Here is a 19,613-nt window from a genome sequence, read left to right on the forward strand (position 1 = left end):
GCTGGGGGCAGCATCAATAGGTTACCAGGAAAAGGTCCAGGTCGGTGTCGGTGCGGGCTACGGCCCGGATCAGGGCCGCCGTGGTGCCCCGGCGGGTTAGCCGCTGCCACCAGCTTTTTTCTTGTGTGACGCCGCAAATAAGCAGGGTAGCGCCTTTTTCCTGGGCCACGCGCAGTATCTCCGTCACTACCTCGTCCGACTTCACCCGCAGGATCTGCCCGCCCAGCTCGGTAGCCAGCTGCAGATTGCGCAGCAAGTGGCGCTGGGTTGCCAGTCCCACCCGGTCGGCCGATTCGCGGGCGGTTTGCACGTAGAGCACGTACCAGGTGGCCGTGCCCAGGCGGTCGGCGAGGCGAGAGGTTTTGCGAATGATTTCGCGGGCGGCCGGGGCGTTGGAGTTGATGCAGGCCAGCAGCCGGTCGTGGTTGCGGCGCGGGGCGGGCACCGGGGCCGCGCCCGTATCAATCTGCCGACTGAGCTGCCCGGCTACTTCCCGCAACGCCAGCTCGCGGAGTTGCAGCAAGTTTTCGGGCTGAAAGAAGTTACGCAACGCCGTGGGTACCTTCTGCGGGTCGTAGATTTTGCCCTCCTCCAGGCGAGCCCGCAGCTCGGGCACGGTCAGGTCCACGTTTACTACCTCGTCGGCTAGCTTCAGGAGCTGGTCGGGCACTCGCTCAGCCACGTCCTGGCCCGTGATGCGCAGGACCTGGTCGTGGAGGCTTTCCAGGTGCTGCACGTTCACGGCAGTAATCACCGAAATGCCCGCCCGCACCAGCTGTTCCACGTCCTGCCAGCGCTTTTCGTTCTCGGAGCCGGGCACGTTGGTGTGGGCCAGCTCATCGACCACCACCACCGCCGGCCGGCGCTGCAGAATGCCCTGCACGTCCATTTCTTCCAGCATGCGCCCCTTGTAGAAGATATTTTTGCGCTTCACGAGGGGCAGGTTTTGCAGCTGAGCCACGGTGCCGGTCCGGCCGTGGGTTTCCACGTAGCCCAGCACCACATCCACGCCGTGCTGACGCAACTCCTGGGCCTCCTGCAGCATACGGTAGGTTTTCCCTACCCCCGCCGCCAGCCCGATGTACACCTTCAGCCGCCCGCGTCGCGGTTCCTGCACCAGCCGCAGAAACCGCTCCACCGATTGGTCGCGCAGCTGAGAGTCATCGTTGGCAGGGGTCATGGGGGGTAGGCGTTGCAGGGTGTGTTTATGGCGGAGTTCAATGGCGTTCTTTCGGCAACCCATCTGTCATGCCTGATCTGGCGTCCGCGCAGCCGAAGCATCTCTACCGCTTCGTTGTGATTCACTAGCCCAGGGTTTAAACCCTGGGCTATGGAGCGGTTTTCGTGGCGGGCTTTATGAGTTAGCCAGAGGTAGAGATGCTTCGACTGCGCTCAGCATGACACGTTCGTTTCTATTGCAGATACAGCTTAAAAGGAAAGGGCGATGCTGCTGGTCAGGTTGCCGTAGGAACTGGTGGGCTGGCCGTTGCGGTCAGTAAGGAAATCCTGGCCGGAATGGAACACGCGACCTTCCACCCGAAACACCACATTGCTGGTGGGCAGGTAGTCGAGGTTGAGGGAGGCGGCTTTCACCTTGAAGTCGGCATCGGTGGGAACTGGCGAAATCGAGTAAATGATGACACCGTGGTCGGCATTATAGTACTCGGCGCGGGCCGTGGCCGACCATTTATCGGCCAGCTTGTAGCGCACGAAGGCGGCGCCGGTGTGCCAGGTGTCGGCCTTGCTGCCGTGGGCGGCCTGCTCCTGCTTGCCCACATCGAATACCCCCGCCACGCTCAGGCGCTTGGTGGCGGCGTAGCTCACGTAGAAGTCGTGGAAGTAGCGGCGGCGCTTCTGCAGGCTCTGGGGCTGCTCGTTGCCGTAAAAGGTGCTGCTGTTGATAAGCAGCTTCTCAGTGGGCTTCCACTGAATTTGGGTGCCTACGGCCTTTTTCTGGTTGGTTTCCCGGATGTTCTGCCAGCCGTTGAGCACCAGGGCCGTGAGGGTCAGTTTGGGGTCAACTTCGTAGGTGAACCGGGCCCCGGCCTCGTAGTAGGGCGAGTTTTCAGCCATCATGGACCTGGTAAGCGTCCAGTTGTCTTTGCTGATGGCCGACTCGAAGCCAATGTGAGAGCCGAAAATACCCACGTCGAGCCAAGCCTTTTGGAAAGGCCTAAATCCTGCGTACGCTTCGTAAATATGGCGTAGTACCGGGTCCTCAGCGGCGTAGTTGGCCGAAACGTAGGTACCCGCGTGCAGGCCCAGGGCCCCGCGCACCTGCCCGTTGTCGTAGCGCAGGCCCAGGATGGCATTGTTCACCGTAAACTCGTTCTGGCGGTCGTGGGAGTACAGGAACCCGGGCCGGTCGTTGGTAGCGGTGTGCTTGAGGTCATAGCCATAATAGCCATCTACAAAGCCGTACGTCGTAAGCGGGTTGGCAGGCGGGGTAGCGGGGGCCTCGGCCGGCGTCACGACTGAATCGGCAGCAACGGGGGTGATTTGAGCGGTAGCAGCTGCGCTGCACAGCAGGCCGAAGGCAAGCAGGCAAGTAGATTTCATGTGGAGAAGTACCCGTAGCGTGTGGCGGGTAGAGGGAATAAGAACGAAAGAATACGATCAAACGAAGGTAGGCGAGCTGGGCTGTAGAGACGCGATACTTCGCGTCTCGTTGTTGGCTGATGTTGTGTGTACCCGCGTTCTGCTGGGCCGTTCAACGACAAGACGCGAAGTGTCGCGTCTCTACAGCTCATCCAGCGCCACATTCAGGCGCAGCACGTTTACCCGGTCGGGGCCCAGCAGGCTGTGCTGGGTGTGCTGAGCTACCAGGGCCTGTACTTTGGCCGCGTCGAGCTGGCGGGCGCGGGCCACGCGGGCTACCTGCACGGCAGCTCCGGCGGGCGAGAGGTGCGGATCGAGGCCGGAGCCGGAAGCGGTTAGTAGCTCGGCGGGTACCTGGGCTTTGGGTACACCGGGGTTTTGGAGTAGAAACGTATCGAGGCGGGCCTGCACCATGGCCAGGTACTCGGGGTTGCTGGGACCTTTGTTGGAGCCGGCCGAGCCGGCCGAGTTGTAGTCTACCGCCGAGGGGCGCGACCAGAAGTACTCCGGACGGGTGAATTTCTGGCCCACGTTATCGTAGCCCACCACGCGGCCCCGGTGGCTGATGGTTTCGCCCTGGCCGCCGTTCGGGGCCAGTTGCGCCCCAGCCCATACCAGCGCCGGGTAAATCAGGCAGCAGATAACCAGGAGCACAAGGGTCAGGCGGAAAGCGGGAAGCAGGTGTTGTTTCATGTGTTTCTTTTTGATTATCTGTCATCCTGAGCGGAGCGAAGGACCTTATCACGCACGCATTAATAAGTCGTTCGATGACCGTGCGAAATAAGTCGTTCGATGACCGTGCGAACCTAGTAAGGTCCTTCGCTCCGCTCAGGATGACAGTTGCTTTTATGATGTCAGCTTTCTACAAAAACAGCCCTACCAGTAGGTCAATGGCTTTGATGCCGATGAAGGGAACAATAACGCCGCCCAGGCCATACACCAGCAGGTTGCGGCGCAGCAACGCGGAGGCCCCGATGGGCTTGTAGGCTACCCCACGCAGGGCCAGCGGCACTAGCAGCGGAATGATAATAGCGTTGAAAATGACCGCCGAAAGAATGGCCGACTGCGGCGACTTCAGGCCCATGATATTCAGCGCGCCCAGGCTCGGAATGGCTACCATGAACAGGGCCGGCACAATGGCAAAGTACTTGGCTACATCGTTGGCGATGCTGAACGTGGTGAGCGTGCCGCGGGTCATGAGCAGCTGCTTTCCGATTTCAACTACCTCAATGAGCTTGGTGGGGTCGTTGTCGAGGTCCACCATGTTGCCGGCTTCCTTGGCGGCCTGGGTGCCCGAGTTCATGGCTACTCCCACGTCGGCCTGGGCCAGGGCGGGCGCGTCGTTGGTGCCGTCGCCCATCATGGCCACCAGCTTGCCTTCCTGCTGCTCGCGGCGGATGTAGGTCATTTTATCCTCGGGCTTGGCCTCGGCAATGAAGTCATCGACGCCGGCTTTTTCGGCAATGAAGCGGGCCGTGAGCGGGTTGTCACCGGTTACCATCACCGTCTTGATGCCCATTTTGCGCAGGCGCTCAAACCGCTCCTGAATGCCGGGCTTGATGATATCTTGCAACTCTACCACGCCCAACACCCGGTCGTTTTCACTAACTACCAGGGGCGTGCCGCCGTTGCTGGCAATGGCTTCTACGCGCTGGGTGGTTTCCTGGGGGAAGGGCTGGTTGGCTTTGGCGGCGAGTTGGCGGATGGCATCGGAAGCGCCTTTGCGGATGCGTTGGCCATCGGCCAGCGTGACGCCGGAGCTGCGGGTTTCGGCCGTGAACTTGATTAGCTTGGCACCCTGCAGGCGGGTTTGCAGCTGCTCGGGGCTTATCTGCTGTTCGCGGGCTAGCTCCACAATGCTCTTGCCCTCGGGGGTTTCGTCGGTGAGGGAGGCTAGGGTAGCCAGCTCCACGAACTGCTGCTCCCCTACCCCCGGCGCAGGCCAGAAGTGGGTGGCTTTGCGGTTGCCGATGGTGATGGTGCCGGTTTTATCCAGCAGTAGCACATCAATGTCGCCGGCGGTTTCTACGGCTTTGCCGCTTTTGGTGATGACGTTAGCGCGCAGGGCGCGGTCCATGCCCGCAATGCCAATAGCCGAGAGCAGCCCGCCGATGGTGGTCGGAATCAGGCACACGAACAAGGCAATGAAGGAGGCAATGGCAATGGGCGTGTTAGCGTAGGCCGCGAAGGGCTGCAAAGTCACGCACACAATGATGAACACCAGTGTGAAACCCGCCAGCAGAATAGTCAGGGCAATTTCGTTGGGCGTTTTCTGCCGCGAAGCGCCTTCCACCAAGGCAATCATCTTGTCCAGAAACGACTCGCCGGGCGCCGTGGTCACCACTACCTTAATGCGGTCCGACAGCACCTTGGTGCCGCCCGTCACCGACGACTTGTCGCCGCCGGCCTCCCGAATAACCGGGGCCGATTCGCCCGTAATGGCCGACTCATCGATGGTCGCTAGCCCCTCTATAATTTCCCCGTCGGTGGGAATGATTTCACCGGCCTCCACCAGGAATACCTGGCCTTTCTGGAGCTGGGAAGAAGACACCGAGGAGATGTTGCCTTTTTCGTCGATGACGCGGGCTGGGGTTTCCTCTCGGGTTTTACGCAGACTTTCGGCCTGGGCCTTGCCGCGGGCCTCGGCAATGGCCTCGGCAAAATTGGCGAACAGCAAGGTCAGAAACAGCACTACAAACACCGTGAAGTTGTAGGCGAAAGAGCCCTGAGCCGCATCGGGCCGCACGAGCAGCCCCAGCGTCACGAGCAGCATTACCACCGCCCCGATTTCTACGGTAAACATCACCGGGTTGCGGAACATCACGCGCGGATCGAGCTTCACGAAGGCCTGTTTGATAGCCTCCTGCACCAGCGCGGGTTGAAACAAGGATTGAGATTCTTTAGACATGAAAAGTCGTGCTGTCGGGCGCCTCACCCCCTAGCCCCCTCTCCGGAAGAGAGGGGGAACTAACTTCTAGCTTTCTAGTGGGCTAGTTGTGTAGGGTGCGGCAGTGAAAAAGTTAGTGCTAAAAGCTAGAGCTAGTCCCTGCTCTCCTCCGGAGAGGGGGCTAGGGGGTGAGGCGCCCGTGAGGAGCTTAATACAAGGAGAAATGCTCGGCAATGGGCCCCAGGGCCAGGGCTGGGAAGAAGGCTAGGGCGGCTATAATGACGATGACAGCCATAACCATGACGCCGAAGGTGGCCGTGTCGGCGGGCAGGGTGCCGACGCTTTCGGGCACGTACTTCTTGCGGGCCAGCAAGCCGGCAATAGCCACCGGACCGATGATGGGCAGGAAGCGGGACAGCAGCAGCACTACCCCCGTGCTGATGTTCCACCAGGGCGTGTTGTCGCCGAGTCCCTCGAAGCCGGAACCGTTGTTGGCGGAGGCGGAGGTAAACTCATACAGCATCTCGGAGAAGCCGTGGTAGCCGGGGTTAGCCAGCCAGCCGGCGTACTCCGTAGGGTTGCCGGCGTAGAGGTGGGCCGTGAGGGCCGTACCCGCCAGAATCAGCAGCGGGTGCAGCAGGGTCACAAGGATGGCTATTTTCATCTCGCGGGCCTCAATCTTCTTGCCCAGCAGTTCGGGCGTGCGGCCCACCATTAGGCCGGCAATGAATACGGCAATGATGAGGTAGGCAAAGAAGTTGAGTAGCCCTACCCCGCACCCGCCGTAAAAGGCGTTGGTCATCATACCCAGCATCTGGGTCAGCCCGGAAAGCGGCATAAACGAGTCGTGCATGGAGTTCACCGAGCCGCAACTAATAACCGTGTTGGTGATGCTCCAGTAGGCCGAAGCCGCCGCGCCAAACCGCGTCTCCTTGCCTTCCAGCGCCCCTAGCCCTTGGTTTACACCCAGGTGATTAATAGCAGGGTTGCCCTGCAGCTCATAGTACACCGTGGGAGCCAGCAGCACCACAAAGCCTACCGTCATGACCCCAAAAATCATCAGGGCCAGCTTGCGGCGGTTCAGGTAGAAGCCCAGGGCAAACACCATGGCCATGGGGATGATAACCAGGGCGATGTTCTCAATGGCGTTGGTGAGGTAGTTGGGGTTTTCGAGGGGGTGAGCCGAGTTGGCACCGTAGAAACCGCCCCCGTTGGTACCCAGCTCCTTAATAGCCACCATAGCCGCCACCGGCCCGCGCGACACGGCCACGGAATCGCCCTGCAGGGTTACTAGCTCCTGCTTGCCTTGCAAGGTCATGGGGGTGCCGTTGAAGGCCAGCAGCAAGGCTACCACCAAAGAACCCGGCAGCAGCAGGCGCGTGAGGCTCTTGACGAAGTAGTTATAAAAGTTGCCCAGCTTATCGGTGGCGCGGGTTTGCAGAGCGTTGAACACCACCACCGCTGCCGCAATGCCGGTAGCGGCACTCACAAACTGCAGGAAGGTGATGACCACAATCTGCGAGAGGTAGCTCAGGCCCGACTCACCAGAGTAATGCTGGAGGTTGCAGTTTACCAGAAAGGAAATGGCCGTGTTAAACGCCAAGTCCGGCGACATGCTGGGGTTTTGGTCGGGGTTGAGGGGTAGGCTGCCTTGGGTAGACAACACCAGCATAGCCAGCAGGAACCATACAAGGTTGATGGTAAGCAAGGCTACCAGGTGCTGCTGCCAGCTCATTTCGCGGCGGGCATCAATGCCGGAGAGGCGGAAGATGCCGTTTTCCACGGGCCGCAGGAAATCCAGCAGGTTCTTCTCGCCCTTAAATACCCGGGCCAGGTAGCGGCCCAGCGGCCAGGCCAGCACCAGCGTCAGGAAGTAAATGGCGCCGATGCCGAGTAGTTCGTTGATCATCTTAGTTGAGTTGCCAGTTATCGGTTGCGAGTTGCCAGTTTGTGCCTTGTCTGGCAACTCGCAACCGATAACTGAATTAGAATTTCTCTGGGCGCAGCAGCACGTAGCAGAGGTAGCCGAACGTGGCAAGAGACAGGAAAAAGAGGGCGACCATCATGGCAGGAGGCAGCGTTAGATGTGGTCGAAAAAATCGACCGACTTGTAGAAGAGTCCGAACCCGGCGAGGCCCGCGGCGGTGAGCAGAAAAATCATGGTGAACAGGAGAAAGCGTGAAGCAGCCAGCCGCGCCTAGGGCAGCATATTGGTGTGCGGATGTTGATAGACGTGGTACAGGTGGGCCGGCATGAGCTGGCGGGCCAACTGGTTGCCGTAGGTGCTGCCATCCAGGTGCAGGCAGTGCAGGTACACATTCTCGACGGCCCGGGCCAGGTAGGCGTCGCCCTGGCGCACGAGGCGGTCGGCTACTTCAAAGCAGCGCTTCAGCAGAGCAAGGCGGCCGTTTTCGGCGGCGGTGCGGGTGAACAGGGCAAAGCAGTCGAGCTGCCGGTACATGCTCTGGCGCACGGCGGGTACCTCTAGCTCCGGACTCAGCTCCGGAAAACTTTCGAGCAACACGTGGGCCGTTTCGGCGGAGGAAATCATCTGCGTAATGGAAGGGGTGAAAGATTTCGTGCAGTGCCAGCAGCTGAAGCGGGATTACTACATCAGCTGCCAGCACGCTACCCCCCTTGCCAATTCAGGCCCGTTTGTACTCAGCCCACCCTCTCATACCCTATATCTACTTGGTAGTCAGATACAAATTCTTCCAACTTTTAAAACTCAACTTCCTACGACGCAAAAAAACCGAGTCATTCTGACCCGGTGAGTTGGTCAGAATAACTCGGTTTCAAGGTTTGTTGACTAGAAAGCAGGCTCCTACGTCAGTGCTAGCTTACTTGATGTATTTCGCAAGCGTAGCCTTTAAGTCCTCGCCTTTGAGGTTAGCCGCCACAATTTTGCCCGTGGGGTCAATCAGGTAGTTCTGCGGGATACCGCTCACGCTGTAGCTGCGTGCAGCTGCGTTTTCCCAGCCCTTCAGGTCCGATACCTGGGTCCAGGTCAGCTTGTCGTCCTGAATGGCTTTTACCCACTTGGCGCGGTCCTTTTCGCTGTCCAGCGACACGCTCAGCACCTCAAAATTGCGGCCTTTGTATTCGTTGTAGGCCTTGGCAACCGTTGGGTTTTCCTCGCGGCAGGGGCCACACCACGAGGCCCAGAAGTCAACCAGTACGTACTTGCCCCGGTAGTCGCGCAACGATACAGTTTTGCCATCGGGCGTTTGCTGGGTGAAATCAGGCGCCGTCGCCCCAATAGCCACGGCTTTCAGGCCCTTCATCAGTTCGCCATATTCCCGGCCCCGGGGCGTGTTTTTGAGCGTCGGGCTTAATGCTTCGTACAGCGGAGCCACGGTAGCGTATTGCGGCAAGTGCATCATTTGCATTCCTACCAGCGCATCCAGGCTAACCAGCGAGTTCGGATTAGCTTTAATGAAAGCATAGTTGGCCGTAGCAATTTGCTTATTGAACCCTTCGAAACGGGACTTCAGCTTCTCCGTGAAGGCCGGGTCTTGCCGCTGTTGCTCCGTAGCCCGCTGCACTTCGGCCCCAAACGCTTGGATATCGGCTATAATGGGCGCTGTCGATGCACTCAGACGCGCATAATCTGTATTCAGAGGTCCGCCCTTTATGGTGGCGTGAGTTAGAGAATCGGGACTGTTTACCAGCACCGTGCCGGGCTCCAGATAGAGACGCGCCCGGTCGCCGGGAGGGCCGAACAGGGTGCCCAACCGACCGTTGCGCCGCATAATCAGCTCTACCATCACAGGTCCTTCGGTGCTGCCTTTCAGTTCGAAAGCACCGTTTTTAAGCGTAGTAGAATCCGTAACAGTCATTCCGCGCAGCAAATACACCTTGGCCGGCGTACTAAGCGTGCCCAGTTTGCCTTTAATGGTAAAGGGAGTAGCGGTTTGCGCGTTTGCCAACCATGGTGCCACCAGTAGAAAGCTCAGTAAGTACTTTTTCATAAGAGGTAGAGAAATTATAACACACATTGCCACAGCCTTCTGCCCTTGGAAGCTGGCTAAGGAGCTTAACGGCTACGCCTTCTTTCGCAGTATACACCAACGGCTATATAAAAACTATTGGCCCGCTCCTCCCCCTTACAGCCCGTACTCCTGAATCTTGCGGTAGAGGGTTTTAGTCCCGATGCCAAGCTGGCGGGCCGCTTCCATTTTGTTACCGCCGGTTTCCTGGAGCACCTGCCGGATCTGGCGCTTTTCCAGGGTGCGCAGGGTACGGTCGGAGGCTTCGTCGGTGGTGAGGGGGGTAGGCAGGTAGTGAAACTCGGTGGGCAGGTCATCCACGGTCAGCAGGTCGCCATCGGCCAGGATGGCGGCGCGCTCCAGCACGTTCTTTAGCTCGCGCACGTTCCCGCGCCAATCGTAGCGCTGTAGCTGCTGGAGTACTTCGGGCTCCAGGCCGCGCAGGCGCTTGCGCAGGCGGGCGGCGAAGTACTGCAGGAAGTAGTCGGCCAGGGCGGCAATGTCGTCGCGCCGCTCATTCAGGCCCGGCACCAGCACCGTGAACACCGAAAGGCGGTAGTACAGGTCGGGGCGGAAGTGGCCCTCGGCGGCCTCCTGCTTTAGGTTGCGGTTGGTGGCGGCTACTAGGCGCACGTTCACGCTGGTAGGCTTGGTGTCGCCGAGCTTAGTGAACTGCTGGGTTTCCAGCACCCGCAGGAACTTGGCCTGCACGTTCAGCTCTAGCTCCCCAATTTCATCCAGAAACAAGGTACCGCCGGTGGCTTCTTCCAGCAGTCCTTTTTTATCCGCCAGCGCCCCCGTAAACGCGCCTTTCCGGTAGCCAAACAGCTCCGATTCCAGCAAATCCTTGGGGAAAGCCGAGCAGTTCACAGCCACGAAGGGCTTGCTCCGGCGCTGGCTAGCCTGGTGAATGGCCTGGGCAAACAGCTCCTTGCCCGCGCCGGTAGGGCCTTCCAGCAGCACGGTGCTGTCGGTGGGGGCTACCCGCTGGGCCAGCTTCTTGGCCTGCGTTAATGCAGCCGACTGGCCGATCATGCTCTCGAAACTGTACTGAGCGCCGACTTTCTTTTCCAGGTCGGCTACGCGGCGTTGGAGGCGGGCCTTGTCGGCGGCCCGTTCTACCACCACCAGCAGCTGGTCGTCGGAGTCGCCTTTGGTGAGGTAGTCGAAGGCGCCTTCCTTCATGGCCCGCACTCCGTCGGGGATGGTGCCGTAGGCCGTCATCAAGATAACCTCCGCTAGGGGGCTTGCCTGCTGGTAGCGGGGTAGCAAATCGAGGCCGTAGCCGTCGGGCAGCTTCACGTCGCTGAGCACCACCAGCACTTCTTCGGCGTGCTGGCGCAGCTGCTCTAGGCCGCGGCGGGCATCGGGGGCCTGGAGTACCGTGTAGCCTTCCAGCTCCAGCACCCGGGCCAACAGCTGGCGCAGGCTGGTTTCGTCGTCGATGAGCAGCAGGGTTCCGGCGGGCATAAGGGGGTAGCAAGAAAGGACTGAATTTGGGCGCAAGGGTACGCAAAAACGCCGAGCTTGCATCTGCAGGGCCACGGTAGCGGTTGCGGCGTCGCGTCGCACCTAAATCCCTCTATCTTTGTTCCCATTACTACCAGCGGTTTGCTGACCGAAAAGCAGGGTCAGCCATCAATCATCCTAAACAAGCTGCACCTTGACGTTTCACGAATTTAATCTGCACGATGACCTCCTGGCGGGCATCGATGCCATGAACTACCAGAATGCCACGCCCATTCAGGAGCAGGCTATTCCGAAAATTATTGAAGGCAAAGACCTGATTGCCTGCGCCCAGACCGGCACCGGCAAAACGGCCGCCTACCTCCTGCCCCTCCTCGACAAGATTTCCCACGCCAAGCACGGCAATACCTCCACCCTCATTCTGGTGCCCACCCGCGAGCTGGCCACCCAGATTGACGAGCAGGTAACCGGCTTCGGCTACTTCGTAGAAGCCAGCTCCATTGCCATTTACGGCGGGGGAAAAAGCGAGGGTTGGGAGCAACAGAAGCGCGCCCTCACCTCCGGTGCCGACATCATTATTGCTACCCCTGGCCGCCTCATTGCCCACATGCAGATGGGCTACGTGAAGTTTGAGCACCTAAAATACCTGGTGCTCGACGAGGCCGACAAGATGATGGACATGGGCTTCTCCGATGACATCCTCAACATTGTGCGCCAGCTGCCCAAGGAGCGCCAGACGCTGCTGTTCTCGGCTACCATGCCCAACAAGATCCGGGAGTTCTCGCAGCAGATTCTGAATCAGCCCGAGGAAATCCGCTTGGCCGTATCGAAGCCCGCCGCCGGCATCGACCAGCAGTTCTACATGGCCTTCGACCGCCAAAAGATTTACCTGCTGGAGCACATCATCAAAACCCAGGATGTGCAGAGCATGGTGTTGTTTACCTCGCAGAAAGCAGCCGTAGGCGGCATTGTGCGGGCTATCAATAAGCTTGGCATTGAGGCCCGGGGTATTTCGTCGGACCGCACCCAGGAGGAGCGCGAGGAAATCATGCGTGCTTTCAAGAACAAGCAGTTCCCCATTCTGGTAGCTACCGACGTACTGAGCCGCGGCATTGATATCGACTCACTGAGCCACGTGGTGAACTACGACATCCCGCGCGCTGCCGAGGACTACGTGCACCGCATTGGTCGTACGGCAAGAGCTGCTACCAAAGGCACGGCCATCACCTTCATTTCGGACCAGGACCAGGACCGGGTAGTGAAGATTGAGAAGCTGATTGAGCGCGAAATCGAGAAGCAGAACATCACCGAGGGGCTGGGCCTGGGCGAAGCGCCCGAGTTCGACCCCAAGCGGTTCAGTGGCCTGCGCGGCAAAATTGGCGGCCGACCCGAGCGCGGCGGCCGTAGCGGTGGTGGCTCCGGCCGCGACCGGGGCCCGCGCCCCGAAGGTGGTGCTCCGCGCAGCGGAGGCCGTAATGGCTCCCGCCCCGACCGTGGCGACGGCAAGCCCGATGCTGACCAGCAGGCCCGTATTGCCAAAGCCCAGGCCGCATTAGCTGCCCTGGACGCCGGCCAGGCCCCTGCTCAACCCTACCAGCGCCCCGCCCGTGAAGACCGACCGGAAGGCAGCGAAAGCCGCCCCCGCCGTGAGCCCCGTGCCCCTCGTCCGGAAGGTGAAGCTCGTCCGCCCCGTGAGCCCCGCGCCCCTCGCCCGGAAGGAGAGGTAGCAACAACGCCGCCACGCGCCGAAGGTGATAAGCCCGAAGGCCAGCGCCGCCGCAAGCGGGGCGGCCGCAACCGTGGTGGCCGTGGCCCACGCCCAGAAGGCGGCGCCGCTGAGGCTACTGCAGCAGCCCCAGTTGCTCCCAGCGCCGAGTAAGGTTTTAAGCTTGATAAGAAAAGCCTCCGCTGCAGTTGCAGCGGGGGCTTTTTGTTTCCTATTCTTCTAGCCTTAAATAAGCCCCAATTTCTTCATCTGAAACTATCCAATTCTCTCCTGTATGCTCATAAACGTAAGCTTAGCCGCGGAGCATAATAGAGTCATGAGCGCTTAAGTGCACCCCATCTTTCTCGGCTATCCACAGGTTCATTTCTGCATCATATCGTACCTGATACCCTTGCGCTTGCAACAGGTAGTAGGCGGGTGCCAGTACGTTGGCGACGGCAGTCAGTGAAGAAGGGGCCATAGGATGGTTATTTATTACTAATTATTTCAATAGCCATTGCGCAAAGCTGCACTTACATCACCTTATTGCTTGCTTTTTACGGTGGCACGAGCCACTAAGTAAGCGGGAAGCTTCTGCACTGATTTATTTAGTTCAGCCACGTTGCGCTGCTGCTGGGCCGCATCGGGCAGATGCTCGTTGTAGTTTAAGAACAGATAGTAGGCCAGCAGCCGATTGTAAGTATCCAGTTCCGAGTCGGCTACCAGCGTCAGCAGGCGTTGCTCTAGTTCTCGGGGCTGACGGGTTTCAGCTAGGGCCCGCCCTACCCGATATACCGTCCCGAAGTAGTGGTTCTGGCTGGGGTTATTAATTCGCAGGCTGATGCCTAGCATTAGATCAGACACGTTGATATCTAGCTCTTCTAGCTCTCGCAGATACGTTTGACGTTTTTCCCAAGCGTAGCTACCGTCCGACATACGCTCAAACCGGTCGTTCATGATGTCTAGGTGGGCACGCAGAAACGTTTCCCAGTTTACGGCCTCCGCCGAGAGCTGAGCAATGCCCAGAGCATGCACCCGGGGGCCGTCGTCCATGCTGCAGAACCCCGCTACCCGGCGGTTACGCTTGAGGGTTAAGGCCCGTGCTGGCGAGTAGTAACGGGCTACGTACTCCTCAAATTCATCCGACGTAGCGCCTAGGTTGCTGTCGTCGGTGGCTGCTTTTTGCAGCAGTTCCCGAAAGCGGGGGGTTGCGGCCAAGGCATCTACTTTCTGCAACCGCACAGAATCCCAGTCATGGTATGCTCGCTGCCGGGCCTCTTGCTCTTCATCGGTCAGTTTCTCTTCGTATTTAGTCGAAGGCCGTTTGGTTTGCTGATGCACAAACTTCAAAAAAGCCTCCTGGCTTGCTGTCTCCTTAGAAGGTACGTTTCTGCCCGTTCGCTTGGCAGTTTCCAAGTAAATCTGGCTAGTAGTATCAATCAGGCAATCGGCGTATTGCACCAGTGCAGCGTAGCGCTTGGGTAGGGTTAGCTGTGTTAGCCCCTGCGGAAAGTAAAAAGCTTCTACATAAGGCCCATCGTAGCCCTTTTTGTCATATCTCACCACCCAATGGCCAGCTGCCGGAATGGCGGAAGCAGTGAGCGGCTGATCGATATGGACAGAAAACTCATCCCGACCGTTCAGGGGAATACTCCGGTACGCAGTAGTAAGCTGCCGCGCGCCCTTGACATCATCTTGCTCCTCATCAGCCACCACCAGCAGGTTTCGCGCGTGCTTGGCCTTCGGAAAACGAGCCAGAATCTCTTCGGGAGTACTTCCAGCTTCCAGTAGCTGTGCGGCACTGCTTGCGCTACTTCCTTCCAGCCGCACATACTCTGCTTGTCCCTGCCAGTGGCTCTTGTAAGCGCGCGTCAGGTCGCATACTTTATAGCGAAGGTGCAGTGAGTCTACTATTCGCTCTAGCCGCCCCATGGTGCGGCGTGAGTACAACAATCCATTGGGAGTAGTTGAACCAAACTCGCCAACCGCAGCAGTTGCTGGCGACGTGGAGGACTGCGCGTGGCAGCTGAAGAGCGTTAGCCAGAAACAGAAAATAGCAATACCGTTTTTCATGACACACGGCGGCCTACTACCGGGCCGCTACCGGGCTAAGGTTGATTATACCAACGATGCCCGCGTGGTCAGTTTTCCACACGCCGCGAAGTAAAATTTTACGACTATTCTTTCTACAACACCTGCCCTACCCCAAACAACAACGTAAACACCAGCGTGGTGAGGGCCATTTGCTTGAGCAGCGGGTCGAGTTGCATACTCTCCTGGCGCTGCCATACCTGGGTAGCATTGCGCAGCAGCAGCGGAGCTGACAGCAGAAACAGCCACTGCCAGGGCGAGTGGTAGGTGAGAGCCACGTACACCACAGCGCAGCCAAAGCCCAGCAGCAGCAGCAGCCAGTGGTAGCGGCGGGCCCGCACTGGTCCCAGCCGCACTGGAATGGTAATTTTACCGGCCAGTTCATCGGAGCGAATGTCTCGGATGTTATTCACGTTGAGCACGGCGGTAGCAAAGCAGCCCAGGGCGGCGGCGGGCAGCAGCACCGGCAGCGGCAGTGCCTGGGTCCAGACCTCTACCTGGCTGTAAGCTTGCAGGAAATACGTGCCGCACACGCCTACCAGCCCAAAGAAGATAAACACCGACAGGTCGCCGAGGCCAGCATAGCCGTAGGGCTTGGAGCCGGCCGTGTAGTTTACGGCGGCCCAGATGGCCGAAAGCCCCAGCACGAAGAAGGCTACGAAAATCCAGGCGCCGGCCGTACCCAGGGCCACCCACAGCAGCAGCAAACCGCTTAGCAGGGAAAGTGCTCCGAATACGCCCATGCCCTTTTTCATCTGCTGCGGACTGATGGCCCCGCTCTGCACGGCCCGCTGCGGCCCCTCGCGGTGCACGCTGTCGGCGCCGTTCTGGGAGTCGCCGTAGTCGTTGGCGAGGTTGCTCAGAATCTGCAGCAGAATGGTGGTCAGGGCGGCCAGGCCTACCACGCTCCCCCGGAACTGTCCGTGGCTGGCGGCCAGAAATCCGCCGGCCATAATGCTGGCCAGAGCCAACGGCAGTGTGCGGGGCCGAAACGCGGAAACCCAGGCTTTGGCCGGGCTGAGGGGGGTAGCAGAAGTGGCAGAAGAAGCCATGATAACGAGAAGAATGAATCGGGCAATATGGTTACTGATCTGGCGGAGGGGCTCGGGAAGCAGTTTTCCTACCCCCTCCCAGCCCGCAAACCCTTCCGGGCGCTGGTTACTTCGCGGCGGCCACGGAATCAATGGCGGCAATTTTCTCGGCGTTCAGCTCCGCGAAATGATTGATGACCTGATCGGCCAAGCTCAGGTCCTGCAGCTTGGAATGCTCGCTGTTGTAGCCGATGCAGTAGACGCCCGCCGCCTTGGCCGCTGCTACGCCGTTGGCCGAGTCCTCAATAACAAGGCACTCTTGCTTAGGCGCCACCGAAAGCGAAGCCGCGTGCTCGAAAATGGCCGGGTCGGGCTTGGAACGTGGGAAATCCTCGCCGCTGATCAGGTGAGTAAAGTACGGCCCCAGGGCAAAGCGGCGCATCACCCGATCAATGGTAGCTTTCGAGGCCGAGGAAGCCAGAATGAGTTGAATGCCGTGCTGGTGCAGGTCCTCGATGAGGGTGCGCACACCGTCCAGCAGATCGAGGTCGGCTTTTTCATCGAAGGCCCGGTTGAAGAACTCGCGCTTGCTAAGCATCAAAGTATCAACATCGGGGGCCAGGCCGTGCTTGTCCTTGAGCTGCTGGTACACGTTTTTGGTGGAGCACCCCGTGAACGTGGCGTATTCCTCATCGGAAACGTGGATGCCCAGCTCCTCGAAGTGCCGGTAAAAGGCATACCGGTGCACGGGCTCGGTGTCCACGATTACCCCATCCATGTCAAAAATTACGGTGCGTATCATACAAGCAAAGCAAGGTTACGGGCGCGAAGGTAGAGAACCCACCGCTCCGGGGCACAAAAAGCGGCCTGGGCTTCGCGGGCCGACTACGGCACGCGAAACCCAGGCCGAACCAGCCGTCAGGCAGGCTTTACTTCAGAATAGCCGCTACCAGCTCGTCGCTCATGGGCTTCACCTTGGAGGGGTAAAACGCCACCACGTGGCCGGTTTCATCTATCAGGTACTTACAAAAATTCCAGGTGGGCGCGTCAGCTACGGCTCCGTTTTTCGTTTTGTCCGACAGAAATTTGTAAAGCGGAGCGGTGTCAGCCCCTTTCACCGAAATCTTGCTGAACAGCGGGAACGTCACGCCATAATTCTTCTCGCAGAAGGCCGCAATCTGGGCTTCGGTGCCCGGCTCCTGCCCCCCAAAGTTGTTGGCCGGGAAGCCCAGCACCACCACCTTGTCGCCGTGCTTTTTGTAAAGCTCCTCCAACTCCTTGTACTGCGGGGTGTAGCCGCACTCCGAAGCCGTATTCACAATGAGCAGCTTCTTGCCCTTGTACTGGCTCAGCTTCACGTCTTTACCGTCAATGCTTTTCACGGTGAAGTCGTACACGGTGCCAGTGGCAGCGGCAGCAGATTCGGTGGTCATGGGTACCGCGGGGTTTGAGTTGGAAGAGAAGGTAGCAAAGCCAGTGGCGGCCAGCGCACCCAACAGCAGCAGGGTTTTCATGGAAAATAAATTGAGGGGAAATCGTTAGTGAAACCGGCGGATCTACGCAATGTTCGGGCCAGTCGGGTTGGATAGGAAAGGTACAGCTACCAGGCAGGTTTGTGGCGCGGTAAAATCTGGCAATGCCAAAAATCTGTACATTTGACTATTGGCGCGTCTTCATTCCGCGGCTTTTAAGCTCATGCCTAAGGCGCTCTATTCGGTCATTACCGGAACTGGCAGCTACCTGCCTTCTCGCGTTGTTAAAAACGAAGAATTTACTAGCGCCGCTTTTTACGACGCTTCCGGTACGCAGCTTACCAAGCCCGGAGCCGAGATTGTGGAGCGCTTTGCCCAGATTACGGACATTCAGGAGCGGCGCTACGCCGCCGACGACCAGGTAACCTCCGACCTGGCTTTTCTGGCCGCCCAGGATGCGTTGACTTCCTGCGGTGCCGACCCCGAACAGCTCGACTATATTCTGGTAGCCCATAATTTTGGCGACGTGCGGGCCGACAACAAGCGCTCGGAGTTTGTGCCTACCCTGGCGGCCCGGGTCAAGCACAAGCTCGGCATCGAAAACCCGCACACCATTGCCTACGACCTGCCCTTTGGGTGCCCCGGCTGGCTGCAGGCCCTCATTCAGGCCGACTACTACCTGCGCTCCGGCGATGCCAGGCGCGTGCTAGTAATCGGGGCCGAGGTGCTCTCGCGCGTCTGCGACCCTCACGACCGGGACAGCATGCTCTACGCCGACGGGGCCGGGGCCGTGCTGCTGGAAGCCCGGGAGAGCGACGTACCAGTCGGCATTCTGGCCCACGCCACCCGCTCCGATACCGTACAGGCAGCACATCTGCTGCGCATGGGCGCGTCTTATAACCCGGCCTATGTAGGCGAGGAGCTTTTCCTGAAAATGGAAGGTCGCAAGCTTTACGAGTACGCCCTGAAAACCGTGCCCCAGGCCATCAAAGATTGCCTGGACAAAGCCGGCGTGCCACTCCCGGACATGCACCGGCTGCTGCTGCACCAGGCCAACGGCAAAATGGACGACGCCATTCTCAAGCGCCTTTACAGCCTCTACGGCCAGAGTGAGATTCCGGAGCACGTGATGCCCATGACCATTTCCTGGCTGGGCAATTCCTCAGTAGCTACCCTCCCCACCCTTTTCGACCTGCTGCTGAAGGGCAAGCTGGAAGGCAAAACCATCGAGCCGAACCAAACCATCGTGTTTGCTTCCGTAGGAGCCGGCATGAACTGCAACGCCGTCATCTACCGGATGCCCGAGGCGAACTAGTGAGATGGTGAACTGGTGAGTTGGTGAAGTTGTGCTGTCATGGCGAAGAGGCACGACGAAGCCATCCGTCCTCACCAACTCCCTACCCCCCTGACATGTGACAAGCCGTGCCCTGTTGTCATGGCGAGCAGCGCGACGCCATCCGTCCTGACCCGCGTGCTACCCCCTGAAACGTGACAAACCCTTGACAACTGTGCGAGCGTCAAGGGCTGGTCTGTTTATCAGGTTTGTCACGGAGGAGAGGAAGGATGGCTTCGGTACCCTCGCCATGACACGCTTCACAACTTCACCAACTCACTATTTCCCCGCCTACGTAGTGCGGGGCGTCAGCCACTTTTCGAGGGCTACGGGCTGGTAGGCCAGCATTTCTTCGATCAGGCCGTTGGGGTCGGGGTTGCTCAGGAGCTGGTTGCGGTTTTCGCGGCGCAGCAGGCCTTCATCCGCCATGTGGTCGAGGGCGCGAAGCAGGTGGTCGTAGAAGCCGGCCACGTTGAGCAGGGCCACGGGCTTCTTATGCAGACCCAGCTGCCCCCAGGTCAGCACCTCAAATAGTTCTTCCAGGGTTCCGAAGCCGCCGGGCATGGCCACGAAGCCTTCGGCCAGATCGGCCATGAGCAGCTTCCGCTCGTGCATGCTCTTGACGATGTGCAGCTCCGTCACGCCGCGGTGCTCTACTTCCTTGGCCACCAGAAAATCGGGGATTACGCCGATAACCTGACCACCGTGGGCCAGCACGCTGTCGGCTACGGCGCCCATCAGGCCTACCCGGCCCCCGCCGTACACCAGCGTCATGCCACGCTCGGCCAGCACCCGGCCCATTTCCTGGGCTTGTTGGGTGTACAATTCGTTGGTGCCACTGCTGGCACCGCAATACACGGCTACGCTTTTCATTCTGAAAGGTCATTGCGAGCAGAGCGAAGCAATCCTTCCCTTCTGGCTCTAAACTTACTGTAAGCAATAAGCCCCTGACTGGCGAACCGCATCAAGGGCTTATCAGGAATATAAGGCTTGCCACTGCCGAGAGGAAGGATTGCTTCGCTCTGCTCGCAATGACGAAG

16 protein-coding genes are annotated in these 19,613 nt (G+C 59.3%); 2 read left to right on the plus strand and 14 right to left on the minus strand.

Going from position 1 to position 19,613, the window contains the following annotated elements; genetic code table 11:
- Positions 1-13 precede the first annotated feature (13 nt).
- The 9 genes from GGU46_RS17805 to GGU46_RS17845 all read right to left on the minus strand — a co-directional run bounded on the left by GGU46_RS17805 (position 14) and on the right by GGU46_RS17845 (position 10,944).
- Positions 14-1,180, minus strand: coding sequence for a sensor protein KdpD (locus tag GGU46_RS17805; protein ID WP_183404912.1), 1,167 nt, complete (start codon positions 1,178-1,180; stop codon positions 14-16).
- A gap of 248 nt (positions 1,181-1,428) precedes the next feature.
- A complete protein-coding gene (locus GGU46_RS17810) occupies positions 1,429-2,559 on the minus strand; it encodes a porin (RefSeq protein ID WP_183404913.1) in 1,131 nt (376 codons plus the stop codon).
- A gap of 180 nt (positions 2,560-2,739) precedes the next feature.
- Positions 2,740-3,291 (minus strand): potassium-transporting ATPase subunit KdpC, encoded by a 552-nt coding sequence (kdpC, locus tag GGU46_RS17815; protein ID WP_183404914.1) that lies wholly within the window; start codon positions 3,289-3,291, stop codon positions 2,740-2,742.
- Positions 3,292-3,460: 169 nt separating this feature from the next.
- A complete protein-coding gene (gene kdpB / locus GGU46_RS17820; protein ID WP_183404915.1) occupies positions 3,461-5,506 on the minus strand; it encodes a potassium-transporting ATPase subunit KdpB in 2,046 nt (681 codons plus the stop codon).
- Between the two features lie 187 nt (positions 5,507-5,693).
- The gene (kdpA, locus tag GGU46_RS17825) at positions 5,694-7,394 is read right to left on the minus strand and encodes a potassium-transporting ATPase subunit KdpA (protein ID WP_183404916.1); all 1,701 of its coding nucleotides are present in this window, start codon (positions 7,392-7,394) and stop codon (positions 5,694-5,696) included.
- Positions 7,395-7,470: 76 nt separating this feature from the next.
- Positions 7,471-7,551: a K(+)-transporting ATPase subunit F gene (kdpF, locus tag GGU46_RS22610; RefSeq protein WP_073106986.1), complete on the minus strand. Its 81-nt coding sequence runs from the start codon at positions 7,549-7,551 to the stop codon at positions 7,471-7,473.
- Between the two features lie 131 nt (positions 7,552-7,682).
- Positions 7,683-8,036 (minus strand): DUF7674 family protein, encoded by a 354-nt coding sequence (locus tag GGU46_RS17835; RefSeq protein WP_183404917.1) that lies wholly within the window; start codon positions 8,034-8,036, stop codon positions 7,683-7,685.
- A 289-nt stretch (positions 8,037-8,325) separates the two neighbouring features.
- Positions 8,326-9,456: a TlpA disulfide reductase family protein gene (locus GGU46_RS17840; RefSeq protein ID WP_183404918.1), complete on the minus strand. Its 1,131-nt coding sequence runs from the start codon at positions 9,454-9,456 to the stop codon at positions 8,326-8,328.
- A 135-nt stretch (positions 9,457-9,591) separates the two neighbouring features.
- Positions 9,592-10,944, minus strand: a complete 1,353-nt coding sequence (locus tag GGU46_RS17845; protein WP_183404919.1) for a sigma-54-dependent transcriptional regulator — start codon at positions 10,942-10,944, stop codon at positions 9,592-9,594.
- A 247-nt stretch (positions 10,945-11,191) separates the two neighbouring features.
- On the opposite strand from GGU46_RS17845, the gene GGU46_RS17850 reads away from it, so the two are divergent.
- Entirely contained in the window at positions 11,192-12,820 is a 1,629-nt protein-coding gene (locus tag GGU46_RS17850) for a DEAD/DEAH box helicase (protein WP_183404956.1), read from the plus strand.
- 369 nt (positions 12,821-13,189) lie between these two features.
- On the opposite strand, the gene GGU46_RS17855 is transcribed toward GGU46_RS17850, so the two are convergent.
- The 4 genes from GGU46_RS17855 to GGU46_RS17870 all read right to left on the minus strand — a co-directional run bounded on the left by GGU46_RS17855 (position 13,190) and on the right by GGU46_RS17870 (position 17,282).
- Positions 13,190-14,719 (minus strand): hypothetical protein, encoded by a 1,530-nt coding sequence (locus tag GGU46_RS17855; RefSeq protein WP_183404920.1) that lies wholly within the window; start codon positions 14,717-14,719, stop codon positions 13,190-13,192.
- Between the two features lie 113 nt (positions 14,720-14,832).
- Positions 14,833-15,789, minus strand: coding sequence for a 1,4-dihydroxy-2-naphthoate polyprenyltransferase (locus GGU46_RS17860; RefSeq protein ID WP_183404921.1), 957 nt, complete (start codon positions 15,787-15,789; stop codon positions 14,833-14,835).
- 106 nt (positions 15,790-15,895) lie between these two features.
- A complete protein-coding gene (locus GGU46_RS17865; RefSeq protein ID WP_183404922.1) occupies positions 15,896-16,570 on the minus strand; it encodes an HAD family hydrolase in 675 nt (224 codons plus the stop codon).
- A gap of 127 nt (positions 16,571-16,697) precedes the next feature.
- Positions 16,698-17,282 carry a glutathione peroxidase gene (locus GGU46_RS17870; RefSeq protein WP_183404923.1) on the minus strand — a complete coding sequence of 195 codons (585 nt, stop codon included), beginning with the start codon at positions 17,280-17,282 and terminating at the stop codon, positions 16,698-16,700.
- 181 nt (positions 17,283-17,463) lie between these two features.
- On the opposite strand from GGU46_RS17870, the gene GGU46_RS17875 reads away from it, so the two are divergent.
- Entirely contained in the window at positions 17,464-18,555 is a 1,092-nt protein-coding gene (locus tag GGU46_RS17875) for a 3-oxoacyl-ACP synthase III family protein (protein ID WP_183404924.1), read from the plus strand.
- A 309-nt stretch (positions 18,556-18,864) separates the two neighbouring features.
- Here GGU46_RS17875 and GGU46_RS17880 read toward each other — a convergent pair whose 3' ends face one another.
- Positions 18,865-19,446, minus strand: coding sequence for an LOG family protein (locus tag GGU46_RS17880; RefSeq protein WP_183404925.1), 582 nt, complete (start codon positions 19,444-19,446; stop codon positions 18,865-18,867).
- Positions 19,447-19,613: the final 167 nt, after the last annotated feature.

It is taken from the genome of Hymenobacter latericoloratus, from assembly GCF_014199535.1.
Taxonomy (GTDB): Bacteria; Bacteroidota; Bacteroidia; order Cytophagales; family Hymenobacteraceae; genus Hymenobacter; species Hymenobacter latericoloratus.